The 25,255-nt window shown below is 68.9% G+C and carries 21 protein-coding genes; 9 read left to right on the top strand and 12 right to left on the bottom strand.

What is annotated here, in order from left to right; genetic code table 11:
* Window positions 1-5 precede the first annotated feature (5 nt).
* The 6 genes from FHT38_RS18535 (at window position 6) to FHT38_RS25430 (ending at window position 9,230) form a co-directional block, all read left to right on the top strand.
* The gene (locus FHT38_RS18535; RefSeq protein WP_183492833.1) at window positions 6-1,742 is read left to right on the top strand and encodes a PAS domain-containing sensor histidine kinase; all 1,737 of its coding nucleotides are present in this window, start codon (window positions 6-8) and stop codon (window positions 1,740-1,742) included.
* Window positions 1,732-3,426, top strand: coding sequence for a sigma-54 dependent transcriptional regulator (locus tag FHT38_RS18530; RefSeq protein WP_183492832.1), 1,695 nt, complete (start codon window positions 1,732-1,734; stop codon window positions 3,424-3,426). The genes FHT38_RS18535 and FHT38_RS18530 overlap by 11 nt, the downstream gene beginning before the upstream one ends.
* Window positions 3,427-3,985: 559 nt before the next feature.
* A complete protein-coding gene (locus FHT38_RS18525) occupies window positions 3,986-6,913 on the top strand; it encodes a ribonucleoside-diphosphate reductase subunit alpha (protein WP_183492831.1) in 2,928 nt (975 codons plus the stop codon).
* A 315-nt stretch (window positions 6,914-7,228) separates the two neighbouring features.
* Window positions 7,229-8,401, top strand: a complete 1,173-nt coding sequence (locus tag FHT38_RS18520; RefSeq protein WP_091727066.1) for a ribonucleotide-diphosphate reductase subunit beta — start codon at window positions 7,229-7,231, stop codon at window positions 8,399-8,401.
* A 61-nt stretch (window positions 8,402-8,462) separates the two neighbouring features.
* Window positions 8,463-8,609, top strand: coding sequence for a hypothetical protein (locus FHT38_RS25435; RefSeq protein WP_175538342.1), 147 nt, complete (start codon window positions 8,463-8,465; stop codon window positions 8,607-8,609).
* 15 nt (window positions 8,610-8,624) lie between these two features.
* Window positions 8,625-9,230 (top strand): histone, encoded by a 606-nt coding sequence (locus FHT38_RS25430; RefSeq protein ID WP_255488851.1) that lies wholly within the window; start codon window positions 8,625-8,627, stop codon window positions 9,228-9,230.
* Window positions 9,231-9,399: 169 nt separating this feature from the next.
* On the opposite strand, the gene FHT38_RS18510 is transcribed toward FHT38_RS25430, so the two are convergent.
* The 11 genes from FHT38_RS18510 to FHT38_RS18460 form a co-directional block, all read right to left on the bottom strand.
* Window positions 9,400-10,902 carry a zinc-ribbon and DUF3426 domain-containing protein gene (locus FHT38_RS18510; protein WP_183492829.1) on the bottom strand — a complete coding sequence of 501 codons (1,503 nt, stop codon included), beginning with the start codon at window positions 10,900-10,902 and terminating at the stop codon, window positions 9,400-9,402.
* Between the two features lie 188 nt (window positions 10,903-11,090).
* Window positions 11,091-11,987 (bottom strand): 50S ribosomal protein L11 methyltransferase, encoded by an 897-nt coding sequence (gene prmA / locus FHT38_RS18505; RefSeq protein WP_091731503.1) that lies wholly within the window; start codon window positions 11,985-11,987, stop codon window positions 11,091-11,093.
* Window positions 11,988-12,155: 168 nt separating this feature from the next.
* Window positions 12,156-13,505, bottom strand: coding sequence for an acetyl-CoA carboxylase biotin carboxylase subunit (accC, locus tag FHT38_RS18500; protein ID WP_091727054.1), 1,350 nt, complete (start codon window positions 13,503-13,505; stop codon window positions 12,156-12,158).
* 11 nt (window positions 13,506-13,516) lie between these two features.
* Window positions 13,517-13,984, bottom strand: a complete 468-nt coding sequence (gene accB, locus FHT38_RS18495; RefSeq protein WP_091727050.1) for an acetyl-CoA carboxylase biotin carboxyl carrier protein — start codon at window positions 13,982-13,984, stop codon at window positions 13,517-13,519.
* 73 nt (window positions 13,985-14,057) lie between these two features.
* A complete protein-coding gene (gene aroQ, locus FHT38_RS18490; RefSeq protein ID WP_091727046.1) occupies window positions 14,058-14,510 on the bottom strand; it encodes a type II 3-dehydroquinate dehydratase in 453 nt (150 codons plus the stop codon).
* A 167-nt stretch (window positions 14,511-14,677) separates the two neighbouring features.
* On the bottom strand, window positions 14,678-15,238 hold the full coding sequence (locus FHT38_RS18485; protein ID WP_183492828.1) for a TlpA disulfide reductase family protein: 561 nt from the start codon (window positions 15,236-15,238) through the stop codon (window positions 14,678-14,680).
* Window positions 15,239-15,835, bottom strand: coding sequence for a hypothetical protein (locus FHT38_RS18480; protein WP_091727039.1), 597 nt, complete (start codon window positions 15,833-15,835; stop codon window positions 15,239-15,241).
* Window positions 15,836-15,885: 50 nt separating this feature from the next.
* Complete coding sequence (locus FHT38_RS18475; protein ID WP_091727034.1) at window positions 15,886-16,632, bottom strand: transglycosylase domain-containing protein; 747 nt, start codon at window positions 16,630-16,632, stop codon at window positions 15,886-15,888.
* Window positions 16,633-16,664: 32 nt separating this feature from the next.
* A complete protein-coding gene (gene aroE, locus FHT38_RS18470; RefSeq protein WP_183492827.1) occupies window positions 16,665-17,582 on the bottom strand; it encodes a shikimate dehydrogenase in 918 nt (305 codons plus the stop codon).
* Between the two features lie 53 nt (window positions 17,583-17,635).
* Window positions 17,636-18,493, bottom strand: coding sequence for a TonB family protein (locus FHT38_RS18465; RefSeq protein WP_091731498.1), 858 nt, complete (start codon window positions 18,491-18,493; stop codon window positions 17,636-17,638).
* Window positions 18,494-18,513: 20 nt separating this feature from the next.
* Complete coding sequence (locus FHT38_RS18460; protein ID WP_183492826.1) at window positions 18,514-20,577, bottom strand: ribonuclease catalytic domain-containing protein; 2,064 nt, start codon at window positions 20,575-20,577, stop codon at window positions 18,514-18,516.
* Window positions 20,578-20,775: 198 nt separating this feature from the next.
* On the opposite strand from FHT38_RS18460, the gene lplT reads away from it, so the two are divergent.
* A complete protein-coding gene (gene lplT, locus FHT38_RS18455) occupies window positions 20,776-22,014 on the top strand; it encodes a lysophospholipid transporter LplT (protein ID WP_183492825.1) in 1,239 nt (412 codons plus the stop codon).
* A gap of 163 nt (window positions 22,015-22,177) precedes the next feature.
* Here lplT and FHT38_RS18450 read toward each other — a convergent pair whose 3' ends face one another.
* Window positions 22,178-23,434, bottom strand: a complete 1,257-nt coding sequence (locus tag FHT38_RS18450) for a glycosyltransferase family 1 protein (RefSeq protein ID WP_183492824.1) — start codon at window positions 23,432-23,434, stop codon at window positions 22,178-22,180.
* Between the two features lie 187 nt (window positions 23,435-23,621).
* Between FHT38_RS18450 and FHT38_RS18445 the strand changes: the two genes are divergently transcribed.
* The gene (locus tag FHT38_RS18445; RefSeq protein WP_183492823.1) at window positions 23,622-24,263 is read left to right on the top strand and encodes a hypothetical protein; all 642 of its coding nucleotides are present in this window, start codon (window positions 23,622-23,624) and stop codon (window positions 24,261-24,263) included.
* Between the two features lie 88 nt (window positions 24,264-24,351).
* Window positions 24,352-25,248, top strand: a complete 897-nt coding sequence (locus FHT38_RS18440; RefSeq protein ID WP_147239835.1) for an alpha/beta fold hydrolase — start codon at window positions 24,352-24,354, stop codon at window positions 25,246-25,248.
* Window positions 25,249-25,255 lie beyond the last annotated feature (7 nt).

Genomic DNA, 25,255 nt, shown 5'->3' with positions numbered 1-25,255 from the left:
ACCACATGGCCACCTCCGAGACCGTCGGCGCCATCAGCGCCAGCACCATCCAGCGCCTGTATCGCGCTTTCATGGGTGCGCGCGCGGCGCTGGGGCTGGCGCTGCTGGCGACGCAGTCGCTGGCCGGCCTGATGGGGGCCAAGCCCACCGGCTGGACGACGCTGATCTCGCTGATCTACGGCACGCAGGCGGTGCTGGCGTGGATGCTGCCGCGCTGGTTCGGCGGCGGCGAGACGCCGCCGAAGGAGCGCGCCGGCCTGAGCACGCGGCAGTTCATGGTCAGCATCGGCGCCGACCTGGTGCTGTTCACGCTGCTGCAGGTGCGCGATCCCAGCGGCCCCTATGGCGCGCTGTTCTTCATGCCGGCGTTGATGGCCGGCGCGCTGCAGCCGCGGTTGCGCGCGCTGGGCTGCGCCGCCTTGCCCAGCCTGGTGCTGCTGTCGATGTCGGGCTGGGCGGTGCTGAACGAGCAGGATGGCGCGCTGCGCATCAGCCAGGCCGGGCTGCTGGGCTGCGGCCTGTTCGTGGTCACGCTGCTGGCCAACGAGATCGCGTCGCGCCTGGCGCGCGAGGAGCGCGCCGCACGCGGCAGCCTCGAGTACGCGCGGCAGCAGGCCGACCTGAACCGCCTCGTCATCGAGGAGATGGAGGAGGGTGTCGCCGTCGTCGACCGCCGCGGCCTGGTGCGCACCGCCAATCCGGCGGCGCGGGCGCTGCTCGCGGAAGGCGCCTCGCTGCGCTCGGGGGCGTTCCGGCTGGACACCACGCCAGCCTGGAAGCCGCTGCTGCGGGCGATCGAGAAGGCCTTCGCCGGCGAGCTCTGGCCGGAGGCCGGCCGGGACCTGCTGCTGGACTTCGGCCGCGGCTCGCAGCGCTCGTTGCGGGTGCGCATGCGCTTCACGCTGCGGCCGCTGGACGGCGACGACCTGTGCGTGCTCTTCCTCGAGGACAACCGGCTGCTCGAGGCCCGCAATCGCCAGGAGAAGCTGGCGGCGATGGGGCGCGTGTCGGCCGGCATCGCGCACGAGATCCGCAACCCGCTGACCGCGATCGCGCAGGCCAACGCGCTGCTGTCGGAGGACCTCGCGCAGGACCCCAAGGGCGAGCAGCTCACCCGCATGGTGGCGTCCAACGTCGAGCGGCTCAAGCGCCTGGTCGACGACGTGATGGAGGTCGCGCCCGGCATCGCGCCGGTGGCGCTGACGCTGGCCGTCGCGCCGCTGGTGCGCGAGTACTGCGCCGACTGGGCCACCACCCAGCGGCTGCCCGGCGGCGAGGCCAGCCCGCTGCGCGTCGAGATCGAGCGCGACGGCCTGCTCGTCAGCTTCGAGCCCGAGCACTTGCGCCGCGTCCTGATCAACCTGCTGGACAACGGCCTGCGCCACGCGCGCCCCGGTCCGGGCGCGCTGCGCGTGCAGCTGGGCGAGGACCGCGAGTGGGTGCGGCTGTCGGTGTTCAGCCGCGCCGAGCCCATCCCGGCCGAGGTCGAAAGACATTTGTTCGAGCCCTTCTTCTCCACGCGCAGCCGGGGCTCGGGCCTGGGCCTGTACATTTGCCGCGAGTTGTGCGAACGCTACGGCGCCCGCATCGAATATCACCGCCGCGACACCGGGCCGAACGCCGAGGCGAACGAGTTCCGCGTGCTGCTGTCGCGGCCGGCTTCGCCAGGCGCCGCGCTTGCCTCGGTCCCGTCCGCGGGACCGGATTCCCATTTCCCCGATACCGAACTCCATGAGCGCTGATCCCCGCCTGCTGGTCGTCGACGACGAGCCCGACCTGCGCACCCTCTACGAGATGACGCTGCTGCGCGAGGGCTTCTCGCTGGACAGCGCCGGCACCGTCGAGGACGCGCTGGAGCTGCTGGGCACGCGCCGCTACGACGCGGTCATCACCGACATGCGGCTGCCCGACGGCAGCGGCCTGGACATCCTGCGCTGGCTGGAGCAGCAGGGGCGCAGCGAGCGCGCGCTGGTCATCACCGCCTACGGCTCGGCCGAGAACGCGGTCGAGGCGCTCAAGGCCGGGGCCTACGACTACCTGACCAAGCCGGTGGACCTGCGCCAGTTCCGGATGGTGGTCGCATCGGCGCTCGGCCGGACGCCGAAGATGGAAGGGCCTGTGCCCAAGCCGTTCTCGTCCGCGCCGGCGGCCGCGTCGAGCACGGGGTGGAGTGCGCCCTCGAACGCGTCGTCGAACCCGGCATTCAACCCGGCATCGAACGCGGCATCGAACGCGGCCTCGAGCGCGATGTCCGTCGCCGCCGCGCCGGATGCCTTCGCGCCGACCGCTCCGGGCGCCTTCGATGTGCTGGGCTCGGTCGAGGCCCCCCGGCCCGCGCCGACCGAAGCGCGCAAGCCGGCCCGCGCCGCGCCGCCGTTGACCGGCTCGACCACGGCGCTGGAGCGCCTGGTCGGCGACTCGGCGCCGATGCGCCAGGTGCGCGAGCTGATCGAGAAGGTCGCGCGCAGCATGGCGCCGGTGCTGCTCAACGGCGAGTCCGGCACCGGCAAGGAGCTCGTGGCGCGCGCGATCCATGACGTCAGCGCGCGCCGTCCCCAGCCCTTCATCGCGGTGAACTGCGGCGCGATCCCGGAGCAGTTGCTGGAAGCCGAGTTCTTCGGTTATCGCAAGGGCGCCTTCACCGGCGCGAGCGAGGACCGCGAGGGCTTCTTCCAGGCGGCGCAGGGCGGCACGCTGTTCCTCGACGAGATCGGCGACCTGCCGCTGGCGATGCAGTCCAAGCTGCTGCGCGCGTTGCAGGAGCGCTCGGTGCGGCCGGTGGGCGCGGTGGCGGAAATGCCGGTCAACGTCCGGCTGCTCAGCGCGACCCACAAGGACCTGGCCGCGGAGGTGGCCGGCGGCCGCTTCCGCCAGGACTTGTATTACCGGCTCAACGTGATCCAGATCCGCGTGCCGCCACTGCGCGAGCGCATGGAGGACCTGGCGCCGATCAGCGCGCGCATCCTGCAGCGCATCGCCGCCGACGCCGGCGTGGCGCCGGTGCCCGCGCTGACGCCGGCGGCGCTGGCGACGCTGTCGCGCTACAGCTTCCCGGGCAACGTGCGCGAGCTCGAGAACCTGCTGCATCGCGCGCTCGCGCTGTCCAGCGGCGACGGCATCGACCTGGCCGACCTCGGCTTGCCCGACAGCGTGCTGGGCCTGGATGACGCGCCGGCGGAGACCGCCGAGGTGGCCGCGGAGCCGCCGCTGGGCGCCGCCTTGCCCGCCGAGGCGCGTGGCGGTGCGCCGCTGCCGGCGGACCTCGCCACCTATCTGGACGAGGTCGAGAAGCAGATCCTGCTGCGGGCGCTCGAGCAGCACCGCAACAACCGCACCGCGGCCGGCGCCAGCCTGGGCCTGTCGCTGCGGCAGATGCGCTACCGCATGGCGCGGCTGGAAATCTCGGTCGGCGGCGACGAGTCCTGACCGGTTCGCATCCCAGCGGAACTGCGCGCAATGCGACCATGACCCCACCGCCGGTGGCCCCTCCGGGAAGGTCCTAGGGCGGGGTTGTCCTAACGGGTGGGGACAGCGGCGCGGCGTGTCATCGAGACGCCATCGGCGCCTGCTCAGCAACCATCGGCCCTCGCGTCCGATTCCCGGCTGCAACCCGCGCCAATCCTGGCGTCGCGGCCACGATGCGCGAATCCATCGGGGCTGTGCGGGGCCAGGTCTTACGGCTAGACCAGCGCATGGCGGACGTCAAGGGCGATGACGCTACCGCTAGTTCCTTGAAGGTGCTGCGACCACTAGATATAGTGTTTTGCATGCTATCCTGCTGACTTCGCAAACACGGCGATGAATGCTCCCTCAGACGTCTTGCCCGCGCTGCCGACCCCTTGGTCGGAGGACCGGGAATCCCAAGTCCGGGCGCATCAGCAGCACCGCCGACATCACCTGACCCCCTGATCGCCGGGCCCTTCGGACAAGCCGGGCCGGGCGAAGCTTTTTTGTTTTTCCAGACACCAGAACAGACGAGGATCCCATGCAGACTGTCGCCGCCACACCGACCGCTGAAACGGGCCTGGCCCAGGCTCCGCGCGAGTCCGCCGCCGCTTCGGCCAGCTTCCCGCAGCACCAGATCATCCGCCGCAACGGCGCGGTGGTGCACTTCGAGCCGAGCAAGGTGGCCGTGGCGATGATGAAGGCCTTCCTCGCGGTGCACGGCACCAGCGGTGCGGCGTCCGCCAGCGTGCGCGAGACCGTCGACGCGCTGACCGATTCGGTGACGCGCGCGCTGCTGCGCTCGCGCCCGGCCGGCGGCACCTTCCACATCGAGGACGTGCAGGACCACGTCGAGCTGGCGCTGATGCGCGGCGGCCACCATGAAGTGGCGCGCGCCTACGTGCTGTACCGCGAGCGCCGCACCCAGGAGCGCGCCGCCCAGGGCGAGCAGCGCCAGGCCGCGGTGCTGGAGTCCGGCATCTCGGTGATCGAGAACGGCGTGCGGGTGCCGCTCGACCTGAACAAGCTGGCGGCGCTGATCTCGTCGAGCTGCGAGAACCTGGGTGTGGACGTCAAGCCCGAGCCCATCCTGGCCGAGACCAAGCGCAACCTGTACGACGGTGTCCCGATGGACGAGGTCTACAAGGCCGCCATCCTGGCCGCGCGCACGCTGATTGAGAAGGACCCGGGCTACACCCGCGCCACCGCCCGCCTGCTGCTGCACACGATCCGCAAGGAGATCCTGGGCCGCGAGGTCACGCAGGCCGAGATGGCCACCGCGTACGCCGACTACTTCCCCGGCTTCATCAAGAAGGGCGTGCAGGCTGAGCTGCTGGACGAGAAGCTGCAGCAGTACGACCTGGCCAAGCTGGGCGCCGCGCTGAAGGCCGAGCGTGACCTGCAGTTCGACTACCTGGGCCTGCAGACGCTGTTCGACCGCTACTTCCTGCATGTGGACGGCACCCGCATCGAAATGCCGCAGGCCTTCTTCATGCGCGTCGCGATGGGCCTGGCGCTGGGCGAAATCGACCGCGAAGCCCGTGCCATCGAGTTCTACGAAGTCCTGTCGACCTTCGACTTCATGAGCTCCACGCCGACGCTGTTCAACTCGGGCACGCGCCGCTCGCAGCTGTCCAGCTGCTACCTGACGACGGTGGCCGACGACCTGGACGGCATCTATGAAGCGCTGAAGGAAAACGCGCTGCTGTCCAAGTTCGCTGGCGGTCTGGGCAACGATTGGACGCCGGTGCGCGCGCTGGGCTCGCACATCAAGGGCACGAACGGCAAGTCGCAAGGCGTCGTCCCCTTCCTGAAGGTGGTCAACGACACCGCCGTCGCGGTGAACCAGGGCGGCAAGCGCAAGGGCGCCGTCTGCGCCTACCTGGAGACGTGGCACCTGGACATCGAGGAATTCCTCGAGCTGCGCAAGAACACCGGTGACGACCGGCGCCGCACCCACGACATGAACACGGCGAACTGGATTCCCGACCTGTTCATGAAGCGCGTCATCGAAGGCGGCGACTGGACGCTGTTCAGCCCGTCCACCTGCCCGGACCTGCACGACCTGTTCGGCAAGGAATTCGAGGTCGCCTACACGGCCTATGAAGCCAAGGTCGACCGCGGCGAGCTCAAGCTGCACAAGCGCATGCCGGCCCGCGACCTCTGGCGCAAGATGCTGACGATGCTGTTCGAGACGGGCCATCCCTGGATCACGTTCAAGGACGCCTGCAACGTGCGCTCGCCGCAGCAGCATGTCGGCGTCGTGCACTCGTCCAACCTGTGCACCGAGATCACGCTGAACACCAACGACAACGAGATCGCGGTCTGCAACCTGGGCTCGGTCAACCTGTCGCAGCATCTGAAGGACGGCAAGATCGACCAGGAGAAGCTGAAGAAGACGGTGTCGACGGCGATGCGCATGCTCGACAACGTCATCGACATCAACTACTACGCGGTCAAGAAGGCGCGCGACTCCAACCTGCGCCACCGTCCGGTGGGCCTGGGCATCATGGGCTTCCAGGATGCGCTGTACCAGCTGCGCGTGCCCTACGCCTCCGACGCCGCGGTCGAGTTCGCCGACCGCTCGATGGAAGCCGTCTGCTATCACGCCTACTGGGCTTCGACCGAACTGGCCGCCGAGCGTGGCCGCTACAGCAGCTACCGCGGCTCGCTGTGGGACCGCGGCATCCTGCCGATCGACTCGCTGAACCTGCTGGCCGAAGCCCGCGGCGGCTACGTCGACGTGGACCGCTCGTCGTCGCTGGACTGGGACGCGCTGCGCGCCAAGATCGCCCGTGACGGCATGCGCAACAGCAACTGCGTGGCGATCGCGCCGACCGCGACGATCTCCAACATCATCGGCGTCGACGCGTCGATCGAGCCCTGCTTCGGCAACCTGTCGGTGAAGTCCAACCTGTCGGGCGAGTTCACCGTGGTGAACGAGCACCTGGTCCGCGACCTCAAGAAGCTGGGCCTGTGGGACGACGTGATGGTCATGGACCTCAAGCACTTCGACGGCTCGCTGCGCCGCATCGACCGCGTGCCCGAGGAACTCAAGCACCTGTACGCCACCGCGTTCGAAGTGGATCCGGTGTGGCTGGTGGAAGCCGCCGCGCGCCGCCAGAAGTGGATCGACCAGGCGCAGAGCCTGAACATCTACATGGCCGGCGCCTCGGGCAAGCGCCTGGACGAGACCTACAAGCTGGCGTGGCAGCGTGGCCTGAAGACCACCTACTACCTCCGCACGATGGGCGCGACGCATGCCGAGAAGAGCACCGTGCAGAACGCCGGCCAGCTCAACGCGGTGAGCAGCGGCATCGGTGGCCTGAGCGCCGCGCCGGTCGCGGCGGCACCGGTTGCGGTCGCGCCGATCGAGACTTCGGTCTCGCCGGATCTGGGCGACGTGTCGCCGGCGACGGACGTCAAGTTCTGCGCCATCGACGACCCCGGTTGCGAGGCCTGCCAGTAATCGAAACAGGAGGTGTCGGCGTCATGCGTCGACACCTCCGACGCTCGCGATGCGAGTGTTCATCGATGTTCGCGGCGATCGGCGATTTTTCCGCCCGGCCTCGCGAGCGATCGATGAACGCTTGATCGGACGTCCGCTCCGGCTCCTGCCGCGTGTCGAGATCGCGCGGCATCGCACTCATCAAGAGATGCGACGCACGTGGTCCGACGCGTCGAATGCGATGCGGACCAGCAACAGCGAAGCGGCGTCAAAGTCAAGAAGTCCTTTGTGTTTGAACACAACACTCCGATAATCCGCGACCATAGGAAGACCACCATGCTGGTTTGGGAAGAAGACCGTCAACCTTCGAGCAACGCGCCGCAGTCGGGCGCATCGATCCACGCAGCGACGCAAGCCGTCGCGCGTGATGCCGCCGCCTCCGCGGCGGGTTCGGTGTCCTCTTCTGCCTCGTCGATCGCCAACGCGAGCGAGCGCCGTGTGAACGTCGCCGACAAGCGCATCATCAACGGCCAGACCGACGTCAACCAGCTGGTCCCGTTCAAGTACAAGTGGGCGTGGGAGAAGTACCTCGCCACCTGCGCGAATCACTGGATGCCGCAGGAAGTGAACATGTCCCGCGACATCGCGCTGTGGAAGGACCCGAACGGTCTGACCGACGATGAACGCAGAATCATCAAGCGCAACCTCGGCTTCTTCGTGACCGCCGATTCGCTGGCCGCCAACAACATCGTGCTGGGCACCTACCGCCACATCACGGCCCCCGAAGCCCGCCAGTTCCTGCTGCGCCAGGCCTTCGAGGAAGCGATCCACACCCACGCCTACCAATACATCGTCGAGTCGCTGGGCCTGGACGAGAGCGAGATCTTCAACGCCTATCACGAGGTGCAGTCGATCCGCGACAAGGACGAATTCCTGATCCCGTTCATCGACGCGATCATGGATCCCAACTTCGTCACCGGCACCCCGGAGAACGACCAGACGCTGCTCAAGTCGCTGATCGTCTTCGCCTGCCTGATGGAAGGCCTGTTCTTCTACGTCGGCTTCACGCAGATCCTGGCGCTGGGGCGTCAGAACAAGATGACCGGCGCCGCCGAGCAGTACCAGTACATCCTGCGCGACGAGTCGATGCACTGCAACTTCGGCATCGACCTGATCAACCAGATCAAGCTCGAGAACCCGCACCTGTGGACGCCTGAATTCCGCGCGGAGATCAAGGCGCTGTTCCAGAAGGCCGTGGAGCTCGAGTACCGCTACGCCGAGGACACGATGCCGCGCGGCGTGCTGGGCCTGAACGCGGCCATGTTCAAGGGCTACCTGCGCTACATCGCGAATCGTCGCGCGACGCAGATCGGCCTGGAAGCGCTCTTCCCGAACGAGGAAAACCCGTTCCCCTGGATGAGCGAAATGATTGACCTGAAGAAGGAACGCAACTTCTTCGAAACGCGAGTGATCGAATACCAATCGGGCGGCGCGCTGTCCTGGGACTGATGAAGTCCGAGGCGGAGTGACCCTCGAGCATTGTTTGTTGAAGAAGAGATCAAGCTTGGCGATGCGCCGACCGACCGACATAGAAGCGGCGGAGGCGCACCGCAACCCGATTCACCGCACCGCGGAGCGCAACTCCCGCGCGTCGTGGGCGGTGAATACCTGCACCGGCATCAACCGGTTGATGACGGGCAGGGCTATTTCCACTTGATCAAGGAGAACTGAAATGGCAACTGCGAAGAAGGCCGCTCCGGCCAAGAAGGCGGCTCCGGCCAAGAAGGCCGCTGCGAAGAAGGCTCCGGCCGCGAAGAAGGCGGCTCCGGCCAAGAAGGCGGCGCCGGCGAAGAAGGCCGCTCCGGCCAAGAAGGCTGCGCCGGCGAAGAAGGCCGCTGCTGCGAAGAAGGCGGCGCCGGCGAAGAAGGCCGCTCCGGCCAAGAAGGCGGCTGCTGCGAAGAAGGCGGCACCGGCGAAGAAGGTTGCGGCCAAGAAGGTCGCTGCCAAGAAGGCTGCGCCGGCCAAGAAGGCCTCCGCCGCCAAGAAGCCGCCGATCAAGGCCACTGCCAAGGCTGCGAAGCCCGCCGCGAAGAAGGCTGCGCCTGCCAAGAAGGCCGCTGCTGCGAAGAAGGCTGCCCCCAAGGCCGCCGCCAAGCCTGCTGCGAAGCCGGCCGCCAAGAAGGCTGCTGCTCCGAAGAAGGCCGCTGCACCGAAGAAGGCTGCTGCCAAGCCTGCCGCTGCCCCCGCTGCCAAGCCTGCCGCTGCGCCGGCCCCGGCTGCGAAGACCGCGCTGAGCCCGCAAGCCGCCTGGCCCTTCCCGACCGGCAACAAGCCCTGAGCTTGAACGATGACCGGACCTTCGGGTCCGGTTCGTCGAGCCCTCCGAACCCGGCGCAAGCCGGGTTTTTTCTTTGCGGCCTCCCATTGGGGTCGCCAAAGAAGAAGGGCGCCTGCGCGGCGCCCATCAGAGGGAGAAGGATCGTTCGGGCAGTGGCCCGTGTCCCCGGTCAGGGATAGAAGAGCTCGACCGAGTAGCCGCTGATCTTCTGCGCGCCGCTGTCGAAGACCAGCTGCAGCTGCTGGTCGGCGCCGGCCGGCAGCGCGACGCGGCCGGCCTGCATCTCGGCCGGCGAGAGCATGCGGCGCACGACCAGCACGCCACTCGCGTCGGTCAGGCTCAGGTCCACCCACGGCTGCGCCACTTCCCAATTGCTGCGATTGCGCAGGCTGATGCTGAAGCGGTAGTGGTTGGCGGCGCCGGCCGGATTGAGGCTGCTGCTCTCGACGCTCAAGGCTTCGATGTGCTGCCAGGGCTTGATCTCCTGGCCCAGCGCCTGCGCCACCGAAACCAGCGCCGGCTTGGCCGTCGGGTACTGCGCCGCGATCGCCTCGCGGGCATGCCAGAGCAACTGGCCCATCAGCCCGAGCGCCAGGATCGTCGCGGCGCTGCCCAGCGCCAGGCGCACGCCGGGGCGATTCCAGCGTCGTGCCGACTCGGCCTGGCGCATGAAGCTCGGCAACTGGTCCGGCATCACGCTCGGTGAGCCCTGCGCGGACATCGCGTCCGCACTGGCGGTCGACGCGGCCGCGCGGGCGGCCAGGAGTTCGGACTCCGCCGCCAGCACCGTCATCGTGGTTTCGGGGCTCTCCGTCGATCGGGGCGTGGCGGCCCGGCGCCGCTTGAACGGATTCCAGAACCGGCGCTTCCTCGTGGCCTTGGCCGCGCGCTTGGCCTCGGCGATGGCGTCCTCGTCGGGCGCCATCATCGACGACGAAGGTTCGAGCGACGGCCCCAGGTCCGGCTCCGGTGCCGGTTCATTCGCGCGCAGCTGCGCCGCGGTGGCCGGGCTCAGCGCCAGGGTCACATCAGGGCGCTCGTCGTCGTCGATCATCGGCGGCGGCAGCTCATCCTCCTCGAACCGCATGCCCTTGGGTTCGGGCAAATGCGATCGCGGATCGGGCGCGGCGGGCGCCTCGAGGAAGGGTTCCCGACGGGCTTCGTGCGGACGCTCGTCGACGCCGGTCGCGTTGAAGCGCGCGTCGACGATGTCGTCCATCGGCTCGTCGTCGGCCATGCGGCGCGGCGGCGCGAAGGGATTGAGCGACTCGTCGTCGGCGGCGATCCAGCCGCTGTCGCGCGGTGGTTGGTGGTGAGCCGGCGGCTCCGGTGCGAAGACGGGCTCCGGCGCGAAGATCGACGCGGGCGGGGCCACTGGCCTCGACGGTGGCAAGGGTGCGGGCTGGCTCGGCGGGAAGTCGTCGCGATAGGCTGGCGCGGTCGGTGTCGGCGCGGGCTGTGGCGGGCGCCGGTCGACCGGCGCGGGCTCTGCCGGGGGGCTCAGCGGCGGCCAGGGCGGCGGGCTGTCGCGCTCGAGATCGAACAGCTGCTCGCGGGCATCGAAGACCTCGGCGCAGCGGCCGCAGCGGACCCAGCCTTCGGAGACGCGCAGCTGGTCCTGCACCACCCGGAAGATGGTGCCGCAGGTCGTGCAGCGGGTCGCGAGATTCATGGGCGCGATGATGCCACGAAGCAGGGTCAGTCCTTGACGCGAACACCCCCCGGTTGACACACCGTCACCACGGGCGCGCGACCCGCGATGTGGCTGTTCATCGGCCCGGGCGAGGCAATGGAAGTGCCCGCGGACGATGGGTCGGGAGGGCTGGCGTGCGTGCGGCGAGTGGTCCTTCGAGCGATGGATCAGGCAGGGCGACGCGCCGTCATCAGAATCCAGCCGTCCTCGCTGTCGGCGACCTCGAGGGCCACGTGCGGCGCGTAAGCGGCCTTCAATTCATCGGCCTGGCGCTCGAGGATGCCGGCCAGCACCAGGTGCGCGCCCGGGCGCAGGTGGTTGCACAGCAGCGGCGCCAGCAGTTTCAGCGGCGTGGCCAGGATGTTGGCCAGCACCACCGGGTACTCGCCGTTCGCGGCATCGGGCATCGCGGCGTTCAGCGTCACGCCGTTGTCCTTGGCGTTGTGCGTCGAGGCGATCAGCGCGGCCGGGTCGATGTCGACGGCGTCGATGGACTTCGCGCCGAACAAGCCGGCCGCGATGGCCAGGATGCCGGAGCCGCAGCCGTAGTCGAGCACGCGATCCCAGTGGGCGGCCTCGGCGCCGTGGCGTGCGATCCAGCGCAGGCACATGCGTGTCGTCGGATGGGTGCCGGTGCCGAATGCCAAGCCCGGGTCGAGCCGCATGACCTGCCGCGCCTGCGCCGGCGCCTCGTGCCAGGACGGGACGATCCAGAACTCCGGCGTGATCTCCACCGGCGCGAATTGCGATTGCGTCAGCCGCACCCAGTCCTGCTGCGCGACGGTCTGGATCGCCTGCACGTGGACGTCGGTGGCCCAGTCCTGCGCCAGGATCAGCGTCGCGGCTTCGGTGGCCTCGGCTTCCTCGGCGAACAGCGCCTTCACCACCGAGCGCTCCCAGCCCGCGCGCGGCGCCGGCATGCCGGGCTCGCCGAACAGCGCGCGCTCCGCGGGCGTGTCGGCATCGGCATCCTCGACGGAGACGGCCAGCGAATCGATCTCCATCAGCGCGTCGCTGACGGTCTCGACATCCTCCTCGCGGCAGATCAGCACGAGCTCGTGCAGCAGGGGATCGTTGGCGTGGTCTTCGCCGTGGTTTTCGCTCATGGCGGCTCCGGGACTTCGGGGGACTTCTGAAATGGAGAAGCCCTCAAGGCGGACCAGCGTCCACGCTTGAGGGCCTGCGCATTGTCGCTCAGCGGCGGTCGGCGCTGATCGGGCAGCGCCTTCGGGTCAGCGCTTGTGGGCGGCCATCCACTGCTCGAGGTAGTGGATGTCGGTACCGCCTTCGATGAACTTGGCATCGGCCATCAACTCGCGGTGCAGCGGGATGTTGGTCTGGATGCCTTCGACGACGGTCTCCGACAGCGCGATGCGCATGCGGGCCAGGGCCTGCTCGCGGGTGTCGCCGTGGACGATGATCTTGCCGATCATCGAGTCGTAGTTCGGCGGCACGAAGTAGTTGGTGTACGCATGCGAGTCCACGCGCACGCCGGGACCGCCGGGCGGGTGCCACATCGTGATGCGGCCGGGGGACGGGATGAACTTCACCGGATCCTCGGCGTTGATGCGGCACTCGATCGAATGACCGCGCATCGTGATGTTGCGCTGGGTGAAGGGCAGCTTCTCGCCGGCGGCGATGCGGATCTGCATCTGCACGATGTCGACGCCGGTCACCAGTTCGGTCACCGGGTGCTCGACCTGCACGCGGGTGTTCATCTCGATGAAGTAGAACTCGCCGTTCTCGTACAGGAACTCGAAGGTGCCCGCGCCGCGGTAGCCCATCTTCTTGCAGGCCGCGGCGCAGCGGTCGCCGACGCGCTCGATCAGGCGGCGCGGAATGCCCGGCGCTGGCGCTTCCTCGATGATCTTCTGGTGGCGGCGCTGCATCGAGCAGTCGCGCTCGCCCAGCCAGACGGCGTTCTTGTGGCCGTCGGCCAGCACCTGGATCTCCACGTGACGCGGATGCTCCAGGAACTTCTCCATGTAGACCTGCGGATTGCCGAAGGCCGCGGCCGCCTCGGCCTTGGTCATCTGCACCGCGTTGACCAGCGCGGCCTCGGTGTGGACGACCCGCATGCCGCGGCCGCCACCGCCGCCGGCGGCCTTGATGATCACCGGATAGCCGATCGCGCGGGCGATGCGGACGATCTCCTTGGGATCGTCGGGCAGGGCGCCCTCGGAGCCGGGCACGCAGGGCACGCCGGCCTTGATCATGGCCTGCTTGGCCGAGACCTTGTCGCCCATGGTCCGGATGTTGTCCGGGGTCGGGCCGATGAAGGTGAAGCCGCTGCGCTCGACGCGCTCGGCGAAGTCCGCGTTCTCGGACAGGAAGCCGTAGCCGGGGTGGATCGCTTCGGCGTCGGTGACCTCGGCCGTCGCGATGATGGCCGGCATCGACAGGTAGCTCTGCGCGGACGGCGCGGGGCCGATGCAGACGGCCTCGTCGGCCAGCTTCACGTACTTCGCGTCGCGGTCCGCTTCCGAATACACGACGACCGACTTCACGCCCAGTTCGCGGCAAGCGCGCTGGATACGCAAGGCGATCTCGCCGCGATTCGCGATGAGGATCTTCTTGAACATCTCGGACCGCCTTACTCGATGACGATCAGCGATTGGCCGAATTCCACCGGCTGGCCGTTCTCGATCAGGATCTTCGTGATCGTGCCGGTCTTGTCGGCTTCGATCTCGTTCATGATCTTCATGGCCTCGATGATGCAGATCGGGTCGCCTTCCTTGACCTGCTGGCCGACCTCGGCGAACGGCTTGGCGTTCGGGCTGGAGGCGCGGTAGAAGGTGCCGACCATCGGCGACTTGACGATGTGGCCGGTTTCCGCGGCCGGGGCCGGCGCGGCCACAGGTGCGGCGGCGACCGGGGCGGCGGCCTGCGCTGCCGGCGCGGCGACCATCTGCGGCGCCTGCATCATGGGCATGGCCGCCACGACGGGCTGGCCATCGGACTTGACGATGCGCACCTTGCCATCGGCCTCGGTGATTTCAAGTTCAGAGATGTTCGACTCGGAGACGAGGTCGATCAGGGTCTTGAGCTTGCGCAAATCCATATGAACTCTCCAACGGGGATCGGTTGTGATCTTCGGGTTGTCTTCCGGTCCGACGGCAGGCGGACCGCGGCGCTCAGGGGGACGAGGCCGGCCGGCTCAATTGCTGGATCGCGAACTGCAGCGCCAACCGGTAGCCGGCCGGACCCAGTCCGCAGATCACGCCTTCCGCGACCGGCGACACGTAGCTGTGGTGACGGAACGGTTCGCGCTTGTGGATGTTGGACAGATGCACTTCAATCACCGGCAGCGCCACCGCCGCAAGCGCATCGCGGATCGCGACGCTGGTGTGGGTGTAGGCCGCCGGATTGATGATGATGAAGCGCGTGCCGTCGCGTCCGGCTGCTTGAATGCGGTCTACCAAGCCACCTTCGTGGTTGCTTTGATAGCTCTCCAGAGCTACGCCGGCTTCCTGCGCGATCCGGCGAAGATCTGCGTCGATCTCCGCCAAAGTGGTCGCGCCGTAGACCCCAGGCTCTCGGGTGCCGAGCAGGTTGAGGTTGGGGCCGTGTAGTACCAGGACTTGCATTCAGCGACCGGTCCCGCCAATTAGAGCGAAGACACTAGAAGCGTAAAAGGGTGGACTTTACGCCTTTTGGGTTCAGATCCCGGCAGCAAGCCAAAAATAAAAGGCTTGACCAGCTTCAGGCCGCCCGCTATGGCCGAGCAGGCCTTGACGGGGCTTCGGTCGAGGCTTCAGGACTTCATCGCGCGGGCCATCTCGCGCAGTTCTTCCAGGTGGGTGGCGCCCAACTTGCGCCAGATCGGCTCGCCTTTCGCGCTGAAGGCGACGGTAAACGGCAGGCCTCCCTTGGCATTGCCCAGGGTCTTGGACAGATCGGTGCCGGTGAGCCCGGCGAGGGCGACCGGGAACTTCAACGGAAGTTTCTCGAGGAAGCCCCGCACGGGCGTCGGCGCGTCGACGGCCAGACCGAGCACCTGCCACCCCTTGGAGGAGAACTCGTCGTGAAACTGATTGATTTCCGGCAATTCCTTGACGCAAGGCGCGCACCAGGTGGCCCAGAAGTTCAGCAGCAGCGGCTTGCCGCGCAGGTGGGCGCCGGGCTCGTAGGTCTGCTGGTCGAGCGTGTCGAAGCTGGCGTTCCAGAACGCCGCGGCTTCCGCCGAGAGCGGTCCCGACGGCGCTGCGCCGCCCCCACCGCCGGCCTGCCTTTCATGATGAAGCGCGAGGTAGGCCCCCGCGCCGGCAGCCACCACGCCAGCGGCGCCCAGCCCCAGAACAGCGCGTCGTTGCATTCAATCTTCCTTCCCGTTCAGCAGTTGGCGCAGCGCGGCGAGGTCGCCGCGTTCGGTCCGGCCGCGCGCGTCGGGCTTGAGCGCGCCGCGCAGGTCGTCGTGATCCAGGATGGTCAGCGCGATCGCCACCCGCTCGTTCAGCGCGCGGCAAGGCACATCCAGGACGAGCTGGTCGACGGTTTCGCCCTTGGCATTGCGGGATTGGCCGACGTCATAGTCCACGCCCTGGTTCAGCAGCGCGATCTCCGCCGATTTGCTGTCATCGCAATACAACTGCAGATGGATGTGGGACAGCCGGGTGGCGGTGCCGCGCCAGACGGCGCCGCTCAGGTGGGGGCGGAACTCGGCCAGCCGCTCCATCCAGGTGGCGGCCAGTTCGCGCAGGGCCAGCAGCTCGGCCGGCTGCGTGTCGGCGCAGAAGATGTCCAGATACTCGCGTACCTGGTCTTCCAGTTCATCGTTGCTGGGCAGCGCGGTGCGCGGCGGCAGGCCGAGCACCTTCAGCGCGCGCGACTTGGCGGGGCCGTATTCCAGGCCTTCCTCCACCACCAGGCGGGCGGCGGCGGCGGCGATCTCGGTCGTCAATTCGGGTGTCATGGCGCCCTTTCGGCGGCTCGGCCCTGGGCGGGCGATCCCTGGCCCAAGCGTCAGGGGATGTCGACCGCGCCCATCCGGGCCTCGATGGTGCCAGCCCGGCCGATCACATACGGCGAACCTGGGCGTTTCTCGAACCGCTTCGGCGCCGGCAGCATCACCGCCAGGCGCGCCGCCTGGTTGGGGCCCAGCCGGGCGGCGTCGACGCGGTAGTAGTGACGGGCGGCGGCCTGGGCGCCGAACACGCCCTCGCCCCACTCGACGTTGTTCAGGTAGATCTCCAGGATGCGCTGCTTGTCCAGCAGCGCTTCCAGCATCAGCGTCAGCACCAGTTCCTGGCCCTTGCGCAGCAAGTTGCGCTCCGAGTTCAGGAACAGGTTCTTGGCCAACTGCTGCGAGATCGTCGAGCCGCCGATGACCTTGGGGACCGGCGCCGGCTTGTTCGGATTCGTCTTGGCCAGGCGGGCGGCGCGCTGGTCGGCCAGCTCCTGCGCGCGCTGGTTCTTGTCCCAGGCCTTTTCGAGCGCGTCCCAATCCACGCCGCCGTGTTCGTTGAAACCGGCGTCCTCGCTGGCGATCACGGCGCGCTTGAGGTGCTTGCTGATCAAGGAGCCGTCGACCCATTGCTGGGCCCAGAGGATCTGGTGCTTCTCGCGCAGCAGGCGCAGCGCTTCGGAGCGCTGGAAGGTCGTCGACTGCGGCGACACCACCGTCATCAGCGCGATGCGGGCGGCGAAGAACAGCTGCAGGCACAGGACGCTGACGAGCAGCATGCCGGCGAATCGCCAGAACTGTTTCATGGAGCGGTCCTCAATGGATCCTCGATCGGGTCTCAAGGGGCGGCGAGTCGACGGCGCAGGTCAGCCAGCACCGCCGCGCTGTCCGGCCGCACGCCGCGCCAGAGGAGGAAGGCCTCGGCCGCCTGCTCGACCAGCATGCCCAGGCCATCGCGGGCCGCGCCGCCGGCGCCCGCCTGGCCCGCAGCCCAGTTCAGGAAGGGGGCGGCGGACGCGCCATACATCATGTCGACGGCCAGGCCGCCGGCGGCCAGCACCAGCGCGTCCGGATCCGGCAAGGGCAGGCCGGCGCCGCTGAGCGAGGCGCTGGTGCCGTTGATCAGCACGTCGTGCCGACCGTCCGGTGCGGGGGTGTCGAGTCCGCCCGCGTTCAGGCGCACGCCGTGGTCGTCGGCCCAGGCGCGGTGGCTGGCCGCGAGGGCCAGCGCCTTGTCGGCGCTGCGGTTGACGATGCGGATCTCCGCGGGTCGGCCGCCGATCAGGCTGCCGAGCACGCCGGCGGAAGCCCCGCCGGCGCCGATCAGCAGCACGCGCAGGCCGCGCAGCGGGCGCGCGGCGTTGCGCTCGATGTCGGCCACCAGGCCGGCGCCGTCCGTGTTGTCGCCGAGCCAGCCGCCGTCTGTGTCGAAGCGCAGCGTGTTGACCGCGCCGGCAAGCGCGGCGCGCGGCGTGCGGCGGGCCGCGAGCCGGAAGGCGTCGAACTTGAAGGGCACCGTCACGTTGCAGCCGCGCGCGCCGCTGGCGACGAAGTCGCGGATCGCGGCCTCGAACCCGTCGAGCGGGCAGAGCAGGCGCTCGTAGACCAGCGACTGGCCGGTCTGCGCGGCGAAGGCGGCGTGGATCTCCGGCGAACGGCTGTGCGCCACCGGATTGCCGGCGACGGCGTACCGGTCGGGCCCGGCGGTGGTGGCAGTCGTGGTGGTCGCGGCGGCGGAAGTCGGATCTGCGCTCATGACGTCTATATAAGAAGGGGCGCGGCCACGCGATCCGGCCGCGGCGGGCGCCGTCAGGACGGCTGCCCGCTGAGGGTCGTTTCCAGGTTCTCGTCGCGGGTGAAGCGGAAGCGCGAGGTGATCACCAGCAGTTCCGCGCCTTGGCGCATTTGCGTCGTGAAGTTGCCGAACGGCGCGCTGGCCCGGACGATGGCCACCGCCCGACGGTCCAGCACCGCGTTGCCGGAGCTCTGCACGATGTCGGTCTCCACCACGCGGCCACGGGCGTCCACATGGATGTTCATCGTCAGCTCGCCGTAGAGCTTGCGGCCCTGGTAGGTCGGGAAGTCGCGGGTGCCGCGGCTCTCGATGCGGCGGCGCAGCTGGTCGTAGTACTGGGCGTAGACGACCTCGCGCGTGGCCGGGCTGACGTAGCGCTTCTTCGGCCGCGCGTTCTCCTCGTTGACGCGCTTCTCGATCTCGGCAAGCAGGTGCACCAGCTGGCGGCGACGCTCGGCCTGCTCGCGCGCCTCGGGCGTGCCCTTGTCGCGCTGCGGGTCGGGCGGCGGCAGCAGCGCGAGCTCGCGTCGCACCCGGGTGAGCAGCTGTTCCTGGGCCACCTGCAGCTGCTGGATCTGGCTGTGCTGGACCTCGGTGCTGTCGCCGGTCTCGGCCTTGGGCGAGGGCGGCAGCGGCGACGTGGCGCGCAGGTCCGCCGCCATCTCGCCGCCGCCGGCCAGGTTGGCCTGTGCCAGCGCCTGCGCCTTGACCGGCGCCTCCTGGCCGCGGGCGTTGACCAGCACCACCTCCAGCGGCGTGTCCTGGAACAGGCGGTCGAACTGGTCGGGCGCGACGAACTTGAGCGTCCCCAGGCCCAGGTGCACCCCGGCCGAGACGATCAGCGCGTACTGCAGGAGGCTGAGCTTGGGCATCGTGAACATGCGGAAGCGGATCAGGAGGCGGCGGGGGCGGGCGTCGCCGCGCCGTCCGTGCCCTTGGTCGTGTCGGCGCTATCCGCGCCTTCGTCGTTGACGTCGATCGCCAGCGTCAGCACGCCGCTGGGCTCTTCGTCCTCCTCGGCTTCCGCGTCGCCGGACGGGGCGGCCTCGGCATCCAGGCGCTCGACCAGGTTGGCGTGCACCTCCAGCGTCAGCTCATCCAGGCCGGTGATGCGGACCTTGACGTGGCTGTTGCGCGGCAGCGATTCGCAGCCCAGCGCGCGGAACACCAGCGGCAGCTCGTCGGCGCGGACCAGGCCGTCCTTGAGGACCGCGGCGGTCAGCTCGGTGATGCCCTGCTGCTGCAGATAGCGCAGCGTCCAGTAGCGCTCGATGCCGGACTGGAAGCCGTTGTAGGCGCTGTAGGCGGCGTCGAAGCCCGAGATGATCGAGAACAGCGCCGCGTCCTTGGGCTTGAACGGCGCCGCCAGCGCGGCGGTCTTGCCGTGGCGGGCGCAGGCGATGATCTGCCACTGGTTCACGAGGTCGACATAACGGCGCAGCGGCGACGTCGCCCAGGTGTACTGCGCCACGCCCATGCCGGCGTGCGGCGCGGGCTTGGTGCCCATGCGGACCTTCATGCCCGGCGCCAGGCTGGCCTGGCTGCGGTAGATGCCGGGCACGCCGCAGTCGGCGAGGATGCCGCCCCAACTGGAGTTGGCCAGGATCATGGCCTCGGCCACGATCAGGTCCAGCGCAGTGCCGCGCTGGCGCACCGAGATGCTGACCTGCTCGGCGCCCACCGGTTCGTGCTCGCCGTTGCCCTCCAGGCGGAAGTTGTAGTCGGGCCGGTTGAAGGTCTCGGGCTTGCCGCGCACCACCTCGCGCTTGGCCTTGAGGTCCTTGGCCAGGCGGTAGGCGAAGGCCAGTTCCGGCGCGAAGTCGTAGTCGGCCGGCGCCGCGCCGGTCAGCGTGGCGTCGGTGATGACGTGGTCCAGCTTGTCGTGGCGCAGGTTGGCGGCGATGGGCACGCGCTCGAGCCGGGTCTCGCGGGCGGTGATCTCCAGCGTCGCCTCGTCCATCGTCAGGTAGATGCTGACGGCGGGGCAGTCGCGGCCTTCGATCAGCGTGTAGGCCTGGACCACGTCGTCGGGCAGCATGGTCAGCTTCCAGCCCGGCATGTAGACGGTGGAGAAGCGCTCGCGGGCGACCTTGTCCACCGGCGAGTCCGGCTGGATCGCCAGGCCCGGCGCGGCGATGTGCACGCCGAAGACCACCGTGCCGGTGCCCAGGCCCTGGACGGACAGCGCGTCGTCGATCTCGGTGGTGGCGGAGTCGTCGATCGAGAACGCGCGCACGCCGGCCAGCGGCAGCTCGTCCTTGATCTGCGGCGCGGACAGCGCGGGGAAGCTGGTGCCTTTGGGGAAGTGCTCGAAGAGGAAGCGCTTCCAGTGGAACTGGTAGGGGCTGGCGATCGCGCCGGCGTCCTTGAGCAGGTCCAGCGGCGCCTTGTGGCTGCGCCTGGCGGCCTCGACGACGGCCTTGTACTCCGGGCCGTTCTTGTCCGGGCGGAAGAGGATCTTGTAGATCTGGTCGCCGATCGGCGCCGGGCATTGGCCCGCGGCGAGCTCGTCGGCCCACTGCTCGATCTGCGCCGCGACCTGCTTCTTGCGTTCGATGCCCAGCAACGCGGCCTTGACGATCTCGGCCGGCGCCTTCTTGAACAGGCCCTTGCCCATCCGGCGGAAATAGTGCGGCGCCTCGAACAGGCGGAACAGCGCGCCGGTCTGCTGGCCGAGCGTCGCTTTCTCGTCGAAGTAGTCGCGGGCCAGGTCGGCGAAGCCGAATTCGCCCTCGGGCGCGAACTCCCAGGCCAGGTCGAGGTCGATCTCGGCGGCCAGGCGCTGGCCCTCCGCGATCAGCTCGGCCGGCGCGGGCTTGTCGAACTTGAGCAGCACATGGGCGGTCTTCACTTTGACGCGCTTGCCCGAATCGAGCTCGATCTGCATCGAGGATTCGGCTTCGGACAGGATGCGGCCGGCGAGGAATTTTCCGGCGTCTTCGAACAGGGCAAACATAGCGGCGGGATTGTCGCTGATCGTGGAGGGGGTGCCGGACGGGTCCGCGCGGCGGGCGTGTCAATTCGTTCCGCGTGGCGACCCGGCGGATGCGGACGCGCCGCGGGGGCTGTCCGCGGGCTGTCGCGGCGATGTCAATCGCGTGTCAACGGTCGGTCACGGCGCCTTCGCATACTCGCCGCGCACTGGCCACCCCACATGCCCCCGCGATTCCATACCCTCATTGCCGCGCAGTTCCTTTCCGCGCTCGCCGACAACGCGCTCCTCATCGTCGGCATCGCGCTGCTGCGCGAGATGGGGCAGCCGGCCTGGTGGGCGCCGCTGCTGAAGCTGTGCTTTACGCTCGCCTACGTCGGGCTGGCGCCGGTGGTGGGATTGATCGCCGATGCCTGGCCCAAGGTGGCGCTGATGAGCTGGATGAATGGGCTGAAGGCGCTGGGGGTCGGCGCGATGGCGCTGGGCCTGGATCCGCTGCTGGCATTCGGCATCGTCGGCACGGCCGCGGCTTGCTATGCGCCGGCCAAGTACGGCCTCATCACGGAGATCGTTCCGCCGACGCGCCTGGTGGCGGCCAACGGGTGGATCGAGGTGTCGGTGGTGTGCTCGGTGCTGCTGGGCACGCTGGTCGGCGGCCTGCTGGTCAGTCCGTGGTGGATGGCGGCGATGGGGGGATGGGGCGTGGCGCGTCCGGTGATCGCGTCGTTGTACGCGCTGCTGGGCGTCTATGCGCTGGCGGCGCTGCTGCAGCTGCGCGTGCCCGAGAGCGGCATCGTCTATCCCCGACCGCCGCGCCGCGCGCTGGACATCGTGCGTGATTTCCGGATCTCCAACCGCGCCCTGTGGCGCGACCGGCTGGGTGGTCGCTTGTCGCTGTCGATGACGACGCTGTTCTGGGGTGCGGGTGCGACCTTGCAGCTGGCGGTCCTGCAATGGGCGCAGGACGTGCTGGGTCTGCGCTTGAACCAGGGGGCGTACCTGCAGGCCACGGTGGCGATTGGGGTTGTGGTGGGTGCGGGCTTGGCGGGCCGATGGATTGCGTTGCAGCACTCGTTGCGGGTGATGCCGCTGGGTCTGATGCTGGGTGGTTTGATGCTGGGCACGCCGTGGGTGACGTCGCTGGGTTGGGCGTTGCCGGCGATGGTGCTGGTGGGTGCGGTGGGCGGTGCGATGGTCGTCCCGATGAATGCCTTGCTGCAGCATCGTGGCGTGCAGATCCTGAGCGCGGGCCGTTCGATTGCGGTGCAGGGCTTCAACGAGAACCTGAGCATCCTGCTGATGCTGGGTTGCTACACCGCGCTGCAGGCGATGGGAGTTCCGCTGGTCTGGTTGATGAGCGCGCTGGGCGCTTTCGTCTTCGCCTGCGTGCTGATCCTGATGATCCGCCGTCGCGTCCGTGATGGTGTGGCGCCGACCTCTTCGAACCGCTCTCTGGTGTGAGGTGAAGGGAGCCCGGGGCCGGCAGCGGCGCCCGCTTCCAAAAACTGACCAGGCACGTTCTGTCTGACCAAAGCGAGCCGAAGGTGAGCGGCGGGAGTTGAGTGCCCAAAGCGGGCGCCGCTGCCGGCCCCGGGCTTCCTTCACCTGCGCTTGGCCTCCGCAGTCAATGGGCCCTAGCCTCGATCCCCGACAGCTGCGACCCTGCCCGCAGCGCGACCGAGGTGCCGTCGATGGCGGAGGCGTAGACCTGTTCGATCCCTTGCACGATGCCTTCCCAGTCGAGGGATTCCGCGCTGGCTCGCGCTGCGATGCGCATTGCACGCAGGCGAGGCAGGTCATCGAGCAGTGCCAGCGTCCGAGCCTGGAATGCCGCTGGTTCATTGAACGGCGCGAGTCCGCCGTTCACGCCGTCGCGCACGAGCAGGGCTGCTGCGGCGTACTGGTAGGCCATGACGGGCAAGCCGCTGGCGAGTGCTTCGGGCGTGACGTTGCCGTAGGTTTCGGTGATGCTGGGGAAGGCGAAGAGGTCGCCGCTGGCGTAGCAGGCGGCGAGCTGTTCCCCATGCTGCATGCCGGCGAACACGACGTTGGAGGAGGGTGGCAGCGCGTGTTCGAAGTCGGCGCGCGCGGGTCCATCGCCGACGAGCACGAGCCTGGCGCGCGGATGGCGCTGGCGGATGGTGGGCCAGAGGTCGACCAGGAGCTGGAGGTTCTTCTCGGCGGCCAGCCGGCCGACGTGGAGCAGGACCGGGTCGCCAGGCGCTGCGCCCCAGTGCTCCCGCAGCGCTTCGCTGCGGCGCGAGGGATGGAAGAGGTGGGTGTCGACGCCGCGGGCGATGACGCTCACGTGCCGGAATCCCTGCGCCATGAGTTCGCCCGCGAGCGCCGCGTTCGGCACCATCGTCGCGTGGCAGCGGTTGTGGAACTTGCGGAGATAGGCCAGCAGCGGCCGCCGCAGCCAGCCGATGCCGTAATGCTGGGCATAGGCGTGGAAGTTGGTGCGGAACTCCGACACCACCGGCAGTTTGAGATGGCGGGCGGCCTGCAGCGCGGACCAGCCCATCGGGCCTTCGGTGGCGATGTGGACGACGTCGGGCCGCTTGCTGGCCCAGAGGTTGACCAGGGTGCGCTTGGACACCACGCCCATGCGCAGGTGCGGGTAGCGCGGCACGGCCAGACCGCGCATGAGGATCTCGTCGACCGGCGACTCGCCGGCCGCGGGCGCACCAGCTGGCGCCTGACGCGGCCGCAGCAGCTGCACCGCGTGATCGCGCGCCTGCAGCCCGCCGACGACGCAGGCGATGCTGCGCGCCACGCCGTTGACCTCGGGCGGATAGGTCTCCGTCACCACCGCGACGCGGAAATGCCGCTGGCGCGTGGGCAGCTCGTCGACTTCGAGTTCGATCGGCGGGGTCGTCATGGCGCGGATGATGGGCGGCCAACGCAACAGTTCTGTGACGGCGCCGATCGTCACGCGCCTGACACGCCCGATGGACACAGTCGCCACGCGTCCGTCATCGACGCGCCATCGTGCCATCACGGCACTGCCATCGAGTGACGGCACGCTCCACGGCTCATCTCATGGTCATCTCACGGACGAGGCCCGCATGAAGGACTTTCTGGCACTTCTGAATGAACAGCGCTGGGACGACCACCGCTACTACCACCACTGCCGCATCAACCAGTCGCTGCATCTGCTCAGCGCCTGCTGCTTCGTGGTCGCCTACGGGCTGCTGCTGGTCGATCCGGCCTGGTCGGCGCTGCTGGCCTGGGGCGTCTCGATGACCAGCCGCCAGGCCGGGCACTTCTTCTTCGAGCCCAAGGGCTACGACCACGTGAACCAGGCGACGCACGAGCACAAGGAAGAGATCAAGGTCGGCTACAACCTGCGCCGCAAGGTCGTGCTGATGGGGCTGTGGGCGCTGTCGCCAGTCGCGCTGTGGCTGCAGCCGGGCCTGTTCGGGCTGTTTGAGCCGGCCACCGGCTTCGGCGACTACCTGCACCAGCTGGGCCTGCTCTGGTTCTGGCTGGGCGTGGGCGGCCTGCTGTTCCGCGTGCTGCAGCTGGCGGTGATCCGCGACCTGCGCACCGGCCTGGCCTGGGCGACGAAGATCATCACCGACCCCTTCCACGACATCCAGCTCTACCACCGCGCCCCGTTGCAATTGCTGCGCGGAGAGCGGCTCGATCCCGCGCTGTGGCCGCGCGCCGATGGGCACAATGCCGGCAACGGCGAGCAGACGGCCTGATCCGACGGGATGGCGCGACGCGATCCCGGGCGACGGGATCGCGATCGACGCGGGGACAGGCGGCCGCCGGCCAGATGGAGTGTTCCGCATGTCCGCAGTTGAACGGCGCCTTCGGGCGCCGAAGTCATTGGCGTGGGTCGTCACGGTCGCCGCCGTGCTGGCCGGCTGCGCCAGCCCGATGCCCAACACCGGCAACCAGCGCGTCACCGGGGGGCCGATCGTGTTCACCCATGTCGGCCATGGCGAGCCGACGGTCGTCCTGCAATCGGGACTGGGCGACGGCCGCGATCCCTGGGCGGCGGTGCTGAACGCGCTGCGCGCCGACTACAGCGTCTTCGCCTACGACCGCCCCGGCTACGGCGACAGCACCGCCACGCCGCCGACGCCGCGCAACCCCTGCGGCATCGCGACCGAGCTGCATGGCCTGCTCCAGAGCGCCGGCATCAAGCCGCCCTATGTGCTGGTGGGCCACTCGATCGGCGGGCTTTACCAGTACGCGTTCTCGAGGCTGTATCCGGACGAGGTCGCCGGCATCGTGCTGGTCGACGCGACCCATCCGCTGCACCTGCGCAAGATGCAGGTGGAGGTGCCGGTGATGGCCAACATGCTGGACAGCATGAGCCGGCGGGTCTTCCGCGGGATGATGCAGGCCGAATTCCTGCAGCAGCAGGACTGCATCGACACGCTGTGGCAGAAGCCGCGGCCGGATGTGCCGGTGCGGGTGCTGACGCGCACGGTGTATTCGCCGATGGAGGTGGCGAGCGGGTTCGAGTCCATGGTGCATGGCCTGGAGCCGAACTGGCTGCCGCTGGTCGGCGGCAAGGAGATCCAGCCGGTGGCGGGGTCAGGGCATTACATCCAGCGCGACAAGCCCGAGGTGGTGGCTGAGGCGATCGAGGCGGTCGTCCGGGAAGCGCGTGAGCGCGGTCATCCGTCGCCACCGGGCATGGCCCTGCGTTCCCCCGCAGCGGCGGCGTCCCGCTGAACGTGGC

The sequence above is a fragment of the Mitsuaria sp. BK041 genome (assembly GCF_014193085.1).
In the GTDB taxonomy this organism is placed as follows: Bacteria; Pseudomonadota; Gammaproteobacteria; order Burkholderiales; family Burkholderiaceae_C; genus Roseateles.
The sequence above is the reverse complement of the archived record's forward strand: the minus strand, read 5'-3'. Positions and strand labels throughout refer to the sequence as shown.